Origin of the sequence: Streptomyces sp. NPDC090077 (genome assembly GCF_044747545.1) — a bacterium.
Lineage (GTDB): Bacteria > Actinomycetota > Actinomycetes > Streptomycetales > Streptomycetaceae > Streptomyces.
This window is the reverse complement of record NZ_JBIVEG010000024.1, coordinates 41,826-55,036: the sequence shown is the minus strand read 5'-3', so window position 1 is coordinate 55,036 and position 13,211 is coordinate 41,826. Positions and strand designations below refer to the sequence as shown.

10 protein-coding genes are annotated in these 13,211 nt (G+C 72.4%); 9 read left to right on the top strand and 1 reads right to left on the bottom strand.

The features are described 5' to 3' along the window. The first annotated feature begins 247 nt into the window (after positions 1 to 247). The 9 genes from ACIPW5_RS30270 to ACIPW5_RS30230 all read left to right on the top strand — a co-directional run bounded on the left by ACIPW5_RS30270 (position 248) and on the right by ACIPW5_RS30230 (position 11,279). Positions 248 to 1,030: a S1 family peptidase gene (locus tag ACIPW5_RS30270; protein WP_401251608.1), complete on the top strand. Its 783-nt coding sequence runs from the start codon at positions 248 to 250 to the stop codon at positions 1,028 to 1,030. A gap of 192 nt (positions 1,031 to 1,222) precedes the next feature. Beyond that, on the top strand, positions 1,223 to 1,879 hold the full coding sequence (locus ACIPW5_RS30265) for a response regulator (protein WP_401251605.1): 657 nt from the start codon (positions 1,223 to 1,225) through the stop codon (positions 1,877 to 1,879). A gap of 76 nt (positions 1,880 to 1,955) precedes the next feature. Beyond that, on the top strand, positions 1,956 to 3,110 hold the full coding sequence (locus tag ACIPW5_RS30260) for a sensor histidine kinase (protein WP_401251602.1): 1,155 nt from the start codon (positions 1,956 to 1,958) through the stop codon (positions 3,108 to 3,110). A 77-nt stretch (positions 3,111 to 3,187) separates the two neighbouring features. Next, entirely contained in the window at positions 3,188 to 3,508 is a 321-nt protein-coding gene (locus ACIPW5_RS30255) for a chorismate mutase (RefSeq protein WP_125817182.1), read from the top strand. 84 nt (positions 3,509 to 3,592) lie between these two features. Next, positions 3,593 to 6,094: an aminopeptidase N gene (pepN, locus tag ACIPW5_RS30250; RefSeq protein ID WP_401251598.1), complete on the top strand. Its 2,502-nt coding sequence runs from the start codon at positions 3,593 to 3,595 to the stop codon at positions 6,092 to 6,094. 85 nt (positions 6,095 to 6,179) lie between these two features. After that, positions 6,180 to 7,136: a GlxA family transcriptional regulator gene (locus tag ACIPW5_RS30245; RefSeq protein WP_401251595.1), complete on the top strand. Its 957-nt coding sequence runs from the start codon at positions 6,180 to 6,182 to the stop codon at positions 7,134 to 7,136. A 101-nt stretch (positions 7,137 to 7,237) separates the two neighbouring features. Next, on the top strand, positions 7,238 to 8,233 hold the full coding sequence (gap, locus tag ACIPW5_RS30240) for a type I glyceraldehyde-3-phosphate dehydrogenase (RefSeq protein ID WP_401251592.1): 996 nt from the start codon (positions 7,238 to 7,240) through the stop codon (positions 8,231 to 8,233). 257 nt (positions 8,234 to 8,490) lie between these two features. After that, a complete protein-coding gene (locus ACIPW5_RS30235) occupies positions 8,491 to 9,873 on the top strand; it encodes a pyridoxal phosphate-dependent decarboxylase family protein (RefSeq protein ID WP_401251589.1) in 1,383 nt (460 codons plus the stop codon). Continuing rightward, on the top strand, positions 9,870 to 11,279 hold the full coding sequence (locus ACIPW5_RS30230) for a lysine N(6)-hydroxylase/L-ornithine N(5)-oxygenase family protein (protein WP_401251586.1): 1,410 nt from the start codon (positions 9,870 to 9,872) through the stop codon (positions 11,277 to 11,279). The genes ACIPW5_RS30235 and ACIPW5_RS30230 overlap by 4 nt, the downstream gene beginning before the upstream one ends. Positions 11,280 to 11,335: 56 nt before the next feature. Here ACIPW5_RS30230 and ACIPW5_RS30225 read toward each other — a convergent pair whose 3' ends face one another. Then, positions 11,336 to 13,132, bottom strand: a complete 1,797-nt coding sequence (locus ACIPW5_RS30225) for a bifunctional metallophosphatase/5'-nucleotidase (protein WP_401251583.1) — start codon at positions 13,130 to 13,132, stop codon at positions 11,336 to 11,338. Between the last annotated feature and the right edge of the window lie 79 nt (positions 13,133 to 13,211).

Below are 13,211 nucleotides of genomic sequence, written 5' to 3'. Positions count from 1 at the left end.
CGCTCCTCGGTCACGGCTGGGCGGGCATGGCTTGGCATGTACGTGACCAGAGTTGGCCAGATCCCCACCCATGTCTACTGGCCGGTAGGGAACTTTTCGTGGCCGATTGGTGAATGATCTTCATTCTTCCCGTGGCGGGCGGAATCTGTCCGAAAAGGCGCCCTTGATGGCGGCGCGGGGAGGGATGTGTCATGGACGCGTCATTCACCCGATGACGCGCACGGCCCAACCCCCCACGAAAGGCAGTGTGTTGACCGTGACCACCCTCGGCAGCATCGTCAAGCGTTCCCTCGCCGTCGGAGCCGTCGCCCTCGCGACCGTCAGCCTCCAGCCCTCGGGCGCCAGCGCCTCACCCGCCCCCGTCGTCGGCGGAACCCGCGCCGCGCAGGGCGAGTTCCCCTTCATGGTCCGCCTCTCCATGGGATGCGGCGGGGCCCTCTACACCCAGCAGATCGTCCTCACCGCCGCCCACTGCGTCAGCGGCTCCGGCAACAACACCTCCATCACCGCCACCGCCGGCGTCGTCGACCTCCAGAGCAGCAGCGCCATCAAGGTCAAGTCCACCAAGGTGCTCCAGGCCCCCGGCTACAACGGCCAGGGCAAGGACTGGGCCCTGATCAAGCTCGCCCAGCCGATCAACCTGCCCACCCTCAAGATCGCCGACACCAAGGCCTACGACAACGGCACCTTCACCGTCGCGGGCTGGGGCGCCGCCCGCGAAGGCGGCGCCCAGCAGCGCTACCTGCTCAAGGCCCAGGTCCCCTTCGTCTCGGACGCCTCCTGCCAGAGCTCCTACGGCAGCGACCTCGTCCCGTCCGAGGAGATCTGCGCCGGCCTCCCCCAGGGCGGCGTCGACACCTGCCAGGGCGACTCCGGCGGCCCCATGTTCCGCCGCGACAACAACAACGCCTGGATCCAGGTCGGCATCGTCAGCTGGGGCCAGGGCTGCGCCCGCCCGAACTACCCCGGCGTCTACACCGAGGTCTCCACCTTCGCCTCCGCCATCAAGTCGGCGGCCGCCACCCTGTAACCCCTCCCGCACCACCGCCCTCGTCCTTCCGGCCGGACCCGAACCGGCCGGAAGGACGAGGCGCAACGCCCCGGACGCCCCTAAGGTCGACATCCGCGCCGTCCGCCGCCCCCGGGTTGCGGGCCCCGGCGCGCGCGGGTCCCATGGGAGGAATCCAGCGGCATCGGCGGGCGACAGTGGGGCAGGCGGCGCATGACGATCAGAGTGGTCATCGCGGACGACCAGGAGATGGTCAGGACCGGATTCCGCATGATCCTCGAAAGCGTGCCCGACATCGAGGTCGTCGCCGACGTCGTCGACGGCGAAGCGGCCCTCGCGGCCGTCGCCGAGCACCGGCCCGACGTCCTCCTCCTCGACATCCGCATGCCCCGGCTCGACGGACTCGAAGTCACCCGCCGCCTCGCCGGCCAGGACGCCCCCCGCATCGTCATCGTCACCACCTTCGACCTCGACGAGTACGTCCACGCGGCCCTGCACGGCGGAGCCTCCGGCTTCCTCCTCAAGGACGCCAGCCCGGCCATGCTCGTCGAAGCCGTCCGCGCCGCGGCCGTCGGCGACGCCCTCGTCTCACCCGCCATCACCGTGCGCCTGCTGCGCGAGATGGCCCCCCGCACCCCCGCCGCCCAGAGCGCCCGCCGCCCCGCCGAGCCCCTCACCGAACGCGAACGGGACGTCGTGCGCTGCCTCGCCCGCGGACTCACCAACGCCGAGATCGCCGCCGAACTGTACGTCTCCCTCTCCACCGTCAAGACCCACCTCGCCAACGTCCAGGCCAAACTCGACGCCCGCAACCGCGTCGAGATCGCCGCCTGGGCCTGGGAGAGCGGCCTCGCCGCCACGGCCGCGTGACCCGCCCCCACCACCGCGCCCACCCGGCACGGACACCCGGCCCCCCGGCCGACAGGACGGGACCCCGGGAGCGGGCGTGAGCCCCCTCGCCTCCTGGGCGCGCCGCCACCCCCGCGCCGCCGGCTGGATCCGGCTGCTGCTCTGCCTGCTCCTGCTCGCCCTCGTCACCTTCGAAGGCATCGCCCTCGCCCGCCAGCCCAGCCCGCCGCACGCCGCCGTCTGGGTCTCCGGGATCCTCGTCTGCCTCAGCGCCGCCCCCTGGCCCGGCATCCCCCTCCTGGCCCGCGCCTGGTTCGCCGCCGCCACCACCTGGACCGTCACCCTCCTGCTGATCTTCGGCAACCGCCCCGTCGTCGTCTGGGGCGCCGGCGAAGCACTCGCCCTGCTCGTCCTGCTCTCCCAGGTCCTGCTGCGCGCCCCCGCCCGCACCGCCGCCGTACTCGGCCCCCTCCTCGGCCTCGGCTGCATGGCCGCCCCCGTCCGCGACACCACCCCCGGCCGGTTCACCCTCCTCTTCTCCGTCCTCGCCGTCGTCGTGACCGCCTACTCCCTCCTCCTGCGCCTCCAGTCCGTCCAGCGCGTCCGCGAACTGCACGCCGTACGCACCGCCGAACGCCTGGAACTCGCCCGCGAACTCCACGACCTCGTCGCCCACCACGTCACCGGCATCGTCGTCGAGGCCCGCGCCGCCCGCTTCACCCGCGTCGACGCCGCCCGCGCCGCCGAGGTCCTCGGCCGCATCGAAACCGCCGGCGACGCGGCCCTCGCCTCCATGCGCCGCCTCGTCAAGATCCTCCGCGAGGACGAAGCCCCCGCCGCCCGGCCCGCCACCGCCCCCGTCGCCGGCCTCGCCGACATCCGCGCACTCACCGAACGCTTCTCCGCCACCGGCCCGCCCGTCGTCCTCTACGTCGAACAGGGACTCGAAACCCGCCTCTCCGCCCCCGCCGCCGCGACCGCCCACCGCATCGTCCTCGAAGCCCTCACCAACATCGCCAAACACGCCGCCACCGCCACCGCCGTCCGCATCGGCCTCCGCACCGTCCCCACCGGCCTCGAAGTACGCATCGCCGACGACGGCGGACACCCCGCCCGGCTCTCCGAGAACGCCCGCGGCGGCGGCTACGGCCTCGCCGGAATGGCCGAACGCGCCGAAGCCCTCGGCGGCTCCCTCACCGCCGGCCCCACCCCCGAAGGCGGCTGGCTCGTCACCGCCCACCTGCCCCTGTGAACCGGCCGCCCCGCCCCCCGTCTCACGGACCGACTGACAGAGGTGCCGACGCCGCCCGCCACGTAAGCTCGGGAACCATGAACAACAGCGACATCGACGAGATCGACGAGAACGTCACCGCCGAACTGTCCCGCCTGCGCGACAGCATCGACAACATCGACGCGGCCGTGGTCCACATGCTCGCCGAGCGCTTCAAGTGCACCCAGCAGGTCGGCCACCTCAAGGCCAAGCACCAGCTTCCCCCGGCCGACCCGGGCCGCGAGGCCAGCCAGATCGCCCGCCTCCGCCAGCTCGCCGAAAGCGCCAAACTCGACCCGGCCTTCGCCGAGAAGCTCCTCAACTTCATCATCGCCGAAGTCATCCGCCACCACGAGACCATCGCCGCCGGCGAGGAGTAGCGGACCCCCGGGCCGGGCAACCCGCCCGGCCCCGCCCGCCACACCCCCTGGGAGCGGGCGCGGCCATCCGGCAGCATGGGCCGCATGTCCGCACTGACGCGCAACGAAGCGCAGCTCCGAGCCCAGCTCCTCGACGTCCACGACTACGTCGTCAGCCTCGACCTCACCACCGGCGACGAGACCTTCGACTCCGCCACCGTCATCCGGTTCACCGCCCGCACCGCCGGAGACACCTTCGTCGAACTCAAGCCGGAAGAGCTGCGCACCGCCACCCTCGACGGCACCCCCCTCGACACCGCCGCCCTCGACGGCAACCGCCTCCCGCTCACCGGCCTCACCCCCGGCCCCCACGAGCTGCGCATCGACGCCTCCATGCGCTACTCCCGCACCGGCGAGGGACTGCACCGCTTCACCGACCCCGCGGACGGGGAGACGTACGTCTACTCCCAGATGTTCATGGACGACGTCCAGCGCGTCTTCCCCGCCTTCGACCAGCCCGACCTGAAGGCCGTCTTCGCGTTCACCATCGCCGCCCCCGCACACTGGACCGTCCTCACCAACGGCATCACCACCCGCACCGGCGACCGCGAAGGCGACGGCGCCGGCCTCTGGCAGTCGGCCGCCACCCCCGTCATCTCCACCTACCTCGCCGCCGTCGCCGCAGGCCCCTGGCACAGCGTCACCACCACCCACGCCGGACTGCCCTTCGGCATCCACTGCCGCAAGTCCCTCGCCCCCCACCTCGACGCCGACGCCGACGAGATCCTCTCCGTCACCACCGACTGCTTCGACCGCTACCACGAGAAGTTCACCGAGCCCTACCCCTTCGACTCCTACGACCAGGCGTTCGTCCCCGAGTTCAACGCCGGCGCCATGGAGAACCCCGGCCTCGTCACCTTCCGCGACGAGTTCGTCTTCCGCTCCGCCGTCACCGACACCGAACGCCAGCGCCGCGCCATGGTCATCGCCCACGAGATGGCCCACATGTGGTTCGGCGACCTCGTCACCCTCGCCTGGTTCGACGACATCTGGCTCAACGAGTCCTTCGCCGAGTACATGGGCTACCAGACCCTCACCGAAGCCACCCGCTTCACCGGCACCTGGACCGAGTTCGGCATGGAGCGCAAGCCCTGGGGCTACGCCGCCGACCAGCGCCCCTCCACCCACCCCGTCGCCCCCGGCCCCGACGACGTCCCCGACACCGCCTCCGCCCTCCTCAACTTCGACGGCATCTCCTACGCCAAGGGCGCCTCCGCCCTGCGCCAGCTCGTCGCCTGGCTCGGCGAGAAGGACTTCCTCGCCGGCATCAACACCCACTTCGCCCGCCACAAGTTCGCCAACGCCTCCCTCGCCGACTTCGTGGACTCCCTCGCCGCCCACACCGACCGCGACGTCCACACCTGGGCCCGGAGCTGGCTGCGCACCACCGGCATCGACACCCTCACCCCCCGCATCCAGGACGGCGCCGACGGCTGGACCCTCACCGTCGACCGCAACGGCAGCCGCCCCCACCGCATCCAGGCCGGCACCTACACCGGCGCCGCCGACGGCGCCCTCGAACGCACCGCACTCCTCGACCTCGACGTCCCCACCGACGAGGTCCTCTCCGCCGCCGGCCCCCGCCCCGACCTCCTCGTCCTCAACGACGGCGACCTCACCTACGCCAAGATCCGCCTCGACGAGACCTCCCTCGAAACCGCCCTCCGCGGCCTCTCCCGCATCCCCGACCCGCTCACCCGCGCCGTCGTCTGGGGCTCCCTGCGCGACATGGTCCGCGACGGCGAACTCGACCCCTTCGACTTCCTCCACACCCTCGACGCCCACATCCCCGAGGAATCCGACCTCGCCGTCGTCCAGGGCGTCCTCGGCTTCGCCCGCACCCAGGTCGCCGACCGCTACGCCGCCCCCGCCGACCGCGACACCGCCCTCGGCCTCATCACCTCCGCCACCCGCGACCTGCTGCGCCGCACCGAGGACGGCAGCGACCCCGGCCTGCGCCTCGCCGCCGTACGCACCTTCATCGACAGCGCCACCCAGCCCGACACCCTCGCCGCCTGGCTCGCCGACGGCACCGTCCCCGGCGGCCCCGCACTCGACCCCGAACTCCGCTGGCGCATCCTCGCCCGCCTCTCCGTCCTCGGCGCCGTCGACGCGGCCGCCATCGACGCCGCCCTCGCCGAGGACCCCAGCGCCACCGGAGCGCAGGGCGCCGCCCGCTGCCACGCCTCCCTGCCCACCCCCGAGGCCAAGGCCGCCGCCTGGCAGCGCCTCTTCCACGACGACACCCTGTCCAACTACCTCTTCACCGCCACCGCCCACGGCTTCTGGCAGCCCGAACAGGCCGGCCTCCTCAGCGAGTACGTACCCCGCTACTACCCCGAGGCCGTCGCCCTCGCCACCCGCCGCGGCCCCGCCATCGCGGACGCCGCCGGCCGCTGGGCCTTCCCCGCCCACGCCATCGACCCCGCCAACCTGGAGGCCGGCCACACCTGCCTCGAAGACCCCGAGATCATCCCGATGATGCGCCGCGTCCTCGTCGACCAGCTCGACGACCTCGCCCGCGCCCTGCGCGTCCGCGGCGCCTGACCCCGTACGCACCCCGCCCGTCGGGCGGCCGCGCCACCGCCCCGGCCGCCCGACGGGCCCCGCCCGCCCGCGTACGCTTCGTCCTGTGCCGCCCTCCCCCCTGCACCGCGTCGCCGTTCTCGTCCTCGAAGGGGCCAAACCGCTCGACGTCGGCATCCCCGCACAGGTCTTCACGACCCGCGCGAGCATGCCGTACGAGGTCCGCGTCTGCGGCGCCGCACCCGGCCTCGTCACCGGCGGCGACGGACTCTCCTACTACGTCACCCACGGACTCGACGCCCTCGCCTGGGCCGACATCGTCTTCGTCCCCGGCTACCGCTTCCCCGACCGCGACGACCCGCCCCCGGCCGTCCTCGACGCCCTCACCGCCGCCCACCGGCGCGGCGCCCGCCTCGCCGCGATCTCCACCGGCGCCTTCGCCCTCGCCGCCACCGGCCTCCTCGACGGCAAGCGCGCCACCACCCACTGGCATTACGCGCGTGCCCTCGCCGCCAAACACCCCCTCGTGCACGTCGACGAGAACGTCCTCTTCGTCGACGAAGGCAGCGTCCTCACCTCCGCCGGCGCCGCCTCCGGCATCGACCTCTGCCTGCACATCCTGCGCCGCGACCTCGGCATCGCCGCCTCCAACCACGCCGCCCGCCGGCTCGTCGCCGCCCCCTACCGCAGCGGCGGCCAGGCCCAGTACGTACCGCGCAGCGTCCCCGAACCGCTCGGCGAACGCTTCGCCGCCACCCGCGAATGGGCCCTGCACCGCCTCGCCGAACCCCTCACCCTCGAAACCCTCGCCCAGCACGCCGCCGTCTCCGCCCGCACCTTCTCCCGCCGCTTCGTCGAGGACACCGGCTACACCCCCATGCAATGGGTCATGCGCGCCCGCATCGACCTCGCCCGCGAACTCCTCGAACGCTCCGAACGCGGAGTCGAGCAGATCGCCGCCGACGTCGGCCTCGGTACCGGCGCCAACCTGCGCCTCCACTTCCAGCGCATCCTCGACACCACCCCCACCGAGTACCGCCGCACCTTCACGCAGGGCGACTGACGCCCCCTGGCGGGATCCTTGCGAACCATGGCGATCTCGCCCCTGTCACGTGCGCTCCCCACCGGCGAACCTGATGGTGCGAACGGAAGGGACACGCTCACATGACTCGCATCGCCATCAACGGATTCGGCCGCATCGGACGCAACGTGCTGCGTGCGCTCCTCGAACGCGACACGGACCTCCAGGTCGTCGCCATCAACGACCTCACCGAGCCGAAGACCCTGGCCCGCCTGCTCGCCTACGACACCACCTCCGGCCGCCTCGGCCGCCCGGTCACCGTCGAAGGCGACGTCCTCGTCGTCGACGGCCACCGCATCAAGGTCCTCGCCGAGCGCGAGCCCGCCCAGCTGCCGTGGGCCGACCTCGAGGTCGACCTCGTCCTGGAAGCCACCGGCCGCTTCACCTCCGCCGAGGCCGCCCGCGCCCACATCAAGGCCGGCGCCCGCAAGGTCCTCGTCAGCGCCCCCTCCGACGGCGCCGACGTCACCCTCGCCTACGGCGTCAACACCGACGCCTACGACGCGGAACTGCACACGGTCGTCTCGAACGCCTCCTGCACGACCAACGCCCTCGCGCCGCTGGCCGCCGTCCTGGACGACCTCGCCGGCATCGAGCACGGCTTCATGACCACGGTGCACGCCTACACCCAGGAGCAGAACCTCCAGGACGGCCCGCACCGCGACCCGCGCCGCGCCCGCGCCGCCGGCGTCAACATCGTCCCGACCTCGACGGGCGCCGCGAAGGCCATCGGCCTGGTCCTGCCGCAGCTCGACGGCAAGCTGTCCGGCGACTCCATCCGCGTACCCGTACCGGTGGGCTCCATCGTCGAGCTCAACACCACCGTCTCCCGCGACGTGACCCGCGAGCAGGTCCTGGAGGCCTACCGCACCGCCGCCGCGGGCCCGCTGGCCGGCGTACTGGAGTACTCGGACGACCCGCTGGTGTCCTCCGACATCACGGGCAACCCGGCCTCCTCGATCTTCGACTCCGAGCTCACCCGCGTCGAGGGCCGCCACGTCAAGGTCGTCGCCTGGTACGACAACGAGTGGGGCTTCTCGAACCGCGTGATCGACACCCTCACCCTCCTCGCCGGCTGACCCCAGCCCCCCCCCATACCGAGCGCCGCAGTTGGTACTGACCTGGCAACTGCGGCGCTCAGCCATGTCCGAATCCGGCCCCGCCGGCCTTTGAGGCACGGGGTCCGGGGGAGGGCAGGGGACCTCGCCCCGCGCACCGGCACACGGCACCGGCACACCGCACCGGCAACTCGTCGTCCCCCACCGGTTACCCCATTCGGGTCTGATCGTTGTACCGGCCGGGTGTCCCGCCCACCCCGGTGACAGCAGGAGGACCGATGACCGAGCCAGCGCCAGCGCCCCTGGCCGGCGGCCCCCACGCGGCAGACGCCCTCCGCCCCCTCCTCGACACCGTCCTCACCGCCCTCCGCACCGGCGCCGAGGAACGCAAGGGCCCCCTCCCCGCCGGCGGCCCCGACACCGTCACGGCCCGCGTCCGGGCCGCACTGGGCGACGTACTCCCCGCCCACGGCACCGGCGACCACGAAGCCCTGGCCACCCTCGTGCACACCCTCGCCGCCGGCGCCGCAGACCCCGCCGACCCGCTCTGCGCGGCCCACCTGCACTGCCCCCCGCTCGCCGTCGCGGTCGCCGCCGACCTCGCCGTCAGCGCGCTGAACCCCTCCCTCGACTCCTGGGACCAGGCCCCCGCCGCCTCCGCCGTCGAGGCGCTCCTCACCCGCGCCCTGGCCGCCGAGTTCTACGCCGGCCCCCGCGCGGACGCCCTCCTCACCACCGGCGGCACCGAAGCCAACCAGCTGGCCCTGCTCCTCGCCCGCGAACGCCACGGCCCCCGCCTCACCGTCCTGCACGGGGCGAACGCCCACCACTCCGTCCCCCGCGCCGCCTGGCTCCTCGGCCTCCCGCCCGCCACCGCCCTCCCCACCCCCACCGGCACCCTCGACCCCGCCACCCTCGACGCGGCCCTCGCCCACACCCCCGGCCCCGCCCTCGTCACCGCCACCGCAGGCACCACCGACGCGGGGCTCATCGACCCCCTCGACGCCCTCGCCGACGTCTGCGCCCGCCACCGCGCCGAACTCCACGTCGACGCCGCCTACGGCGGAGCCCTCGTATTCAGCCCCCGCCACCGCGCCAAGCTGACCGGCCTGCACCGCGCCCGCTCGGTCACCGTCGACCTCCACAAGCTCGGCTGGCAGCCCGTCGCCGCCGGCCTCCTCGCCGTCCCCGACAGCGACCTCCTGGCCCCCCTCGCCCACCAGGCCGACTACCTCAACGCCGCCGACGACACCGAAGCGGGCCTGCCCGACCTCCTCGGCCGCTCCCTGCGCACCACCCGCCGCCCCGACGCCTTCAAGATCGCCGCCACCCTCCGCTCACTCGGCCGCGACGGCCTCGCCCGGCTCATCGACCACACCTGCGCCACCGCCCACCGGCTCGCCGAACTCCTCGACGCACACCCCGGCTTCGAACTCCACGCGCACCCCACCCTCACCACGGTCCTCTTCCGGCCCACCCCCGCCGACGACGACCGCATCGCCGCCCTGCGCCGCACCCTCCTCCACGACGGCACCGCCGTCCTCGGCCGCGCCACCGCCGACGGCCGGCTCTGGCTCAAGGCGACCCTGCTCAACCCCCACACCACCGCGCGGGACCTGGACACCCTCGTCGCCCTCCTGGAAGGCAGCACCCACCGATGACCGCCCAGCTCGATGCACCCCACGACCTCGTCGGAATCGGCATCGGACCCTTCAACCTCTCCCTCGCCGCCCTCGCCCACGGCCTCCCCGCCCAGGGCGCCGACCGGCTCGCCACCGTCTTCTACGACCAGCGCCGCGACTTCCGCTGGCACCCCGGACTCCTCCTCGACGGAGCCACCCTCCAGGTCCCCTTCCTCGCCGACCTCGTCACCCTCGCCGACCCGGCCAGCCCCTGGACCTTCCTCAGCTACCTCAAGCACAAGGAACGGCTCTTCCCCTTCTACTTCGCCGAGCAGTTCCACATCCAGCGCGCCGAATACGACGCCTACTGCCGCTGGGTCGCCGGACGCCTCCCCGGACTCCACTTCGGCCACCAGGTCGACGCCGTCCGCTGGAACCCCGAACGCGACCTCTTCGAAGTCGACTACACCCAGCTCGACCCCGACGGGGAAGCCGAAGCCCTCGGCCGCACCTACACCCGCAACCTCGTCCTCGGCATCGGCACCGCCCCCTACGTCCCCGAACCCCTGCGGCCCCTCGCCGACGCCCCCACCGTCCCCGTCATCCACTCCGCCGACTACCTCGACAACCGGCAGCGCATCCTCGGCGCCGAACACGTCACCGTCATCGGCTCGGGCCAGTCGGGCGCCGAAGTCTTCCTCGACCTGCTCCGCAGCCGCCCGGCCGGCCGCGAACGCCTCTCCTGGCTCGCCCGCACCCCCTCCTTCGCCCCCATGGAGTACTCCAAGCTCGGCCTGGAACACTTCACCCCCGACTACACCCGCTACTTCCACGACCTCCCCGAACCCGTCCGCGACCGGCTCGTCCCCGCCCAGTGGCAGCTCCACAAGGGCATCGACACCGCCACCATCGCCGCCATCCACGAGGAGCTCTACCGGCGCACCCTCCACGGCGGCTGGCCCGACACCGTCCTCACCCCCGGAGTCACCGTCCGCACCGCCGGCCGCGTCGCCACCACCAAGGTCGAACTCCACCTCGAACACACCCAGCAGGGCACCCGCTCCCGCCTCACCACCGACGCCGTCGTCCTCGCCACCGGCTACCGGGACCGCCCCCTCACCAGCCTCTTCGCCGGCCTCGACCCCTACATGCGCAAGGACTCCTCCGGCCGCCCCCGCATCGACGACCGCTACCGCATGGTCCTCGACCCCTCCGTCAGCGGCACCGTCTTCGTCCAGAACGGCGAACGCCACACCCACGGCGTCGGCACCCCCGACCTCGGCCTCGCCGCCTGGCGCAGCGCCGCCATCCTCAACACCCTCACCGGCAAGGAGCCCTACCCCCAGCCCCACCGCACCGCCTTCACCACCTTCGGCCTCGAACAGCGCGCCCCCGCCCGGCCCCGCCCCCCGGTCGAACTCCGCCCGCTCGTCGACCACCCCTGACACGAACGGCCGGGCCCCGCCACAGCAGGACCCGGCCGCACGCACCACGAAGGGGACTAGAACACCGGCACGCCCGCCCGCGTCAGCCTCCAGTCGACCGAGGCGAACTGCGTCGGATCCACCGTGCCCTTCGCCTTCACCCACTGGATGATCGTGTTGCGGATCTCGTCCGAGTTCGCCCACAGCTGCTTCGCCTTCGGCACGTGCGGGAACGCCCCGCCGCCCGAAGCCCGGTAGTTGTTCACCGCGAACACGAACTGCCCGGCCGGATCCACCGGCTTGCCCGCGAACGACAGCCCCGTGATCCGCGAACCCACCGGCTGCGCGATGTCGATGTCGTACGTCAGCCCGTACACCGCGTCGTAGTTGTAGTCCGGGATGCTCTCCGCGTTCGTCAGCTTCGCCGGATCCACCGCACCGCCCGGAGCCGTCTGCACGTAGTACCGCGCCGAGTACTCCAGGTAGTCCTTCAGCTGCGCACCCGTCAGCAGACGCGCCTCCAGGGTGTTCTCGAACGGGTACAGTCCCGCCGCGTCCCGGATCGTCACCCGGCCCGCCGGTATCGCCGCCGTCCGGGAGAAGCAGGACGCCTGCGACAGCACCGGCAGCGAGCCCCACTCGGTACCGGCCAGCGCCGCCTTCACCGTCTCCGCCTGCACGTGGTTGATCAGGTCGATGATCGGCACGTCCTTCACCGGCCCCTCGGCCGAGGACATCGCCTGCGTCGAGGTCCCGATCACCTGGTTGACGTACGCCACCACCTTGGCGTGCTCGTCCGACAGCAGGCGCGTGATCTTCGGGTCCTCGGCGGCCGTGTTCGAGTTCAGCACCTTCGCCGACACCTTCGCCACCGACCAGCGGCCCTTGTCCCAGGTCAGCTCGAAGTCGAACAGCGTCAGCCGCTGGCCCCACTTCAGCGGCTCCGACAGCACCACGTCCTTGCCGGTCGCCTTGTTCTTCACCCGGTACTCGGGGATCTCCGTGTGCGCGTGCCCCACCAGGATCGCGTCGATCCCCGCCACCTGCTCGGCCACCAGACCCGCCGCGTTCTCGACGTACGGCAGCTGGTCACCGTACGAGGACGTACCGCTCGACCCCGAGTGCGCCGACACGATCACCACGTCCGCGCCCATCGACCGCAGCTTCGGCACGTACTTCGCCGCCTGCTCCTCCAGGCCCGGGAACGTCATCTTCCCCTGCACGTTGGCCTTGTCCCAGATCGCGATCCCCGGGTTCGTCAGCCCCAGCACCGCCACCTTTACGTCCCGCCCGTGCGGGGTCCGCAGCCGGTGCATGCTGTACGGAGGGAACGCCGGCTTCAGCGTCTTCGCGTCCAGCGCGTTCGCCCCCAGCAGCGGGAAGCGGCACTGCTCCTCGAACTTGCGCAGCACCGGGATGCCGTAGTTGAACTCGTGGTTGCCCAGCGCCGCCGCGTCGTACCCGATCGCGTTCATCGCCTGCGCCATCGGGTGCACCGGACCCCGCCGCGCGGTGATCGGGTCCACCTTCGCGTAGTAGTACGAGAGCTGCGTCCCCTGGATCGTGTCACCCGCGTCGATCAGCAGCGTGTTGCAGCGCCCCTTCTCCTTGCGGACCTGCTCCACCAGCGTCGAGATCTTCGCCAGGCCGACGTCGTTGTGGGCCTTGTCGTCGAACTCCTTGTCCGTGAAGTAGTCCCAGTTGAAGACGTTCCCGTGCAGGTCGGTCGTGCCCATCACGGTGAACGCGTAGGTCTTGGACCCCTTCGAGGGCGCGGCCGCGGCGGCGGCCGGAGAGCTCGTGGCCCCCGCCATCGCCACAGCCGCACCCGTGGCGGCCGAAGCCCCCATGAACGTCCTACGGTCAAACGCCATTGCCATCTCCCCTTGTGAGGCGTGTTACGAAGCGTGAACGACGCGCGTAGATTCTGACTCACCGGTAACAAGCAGCAAC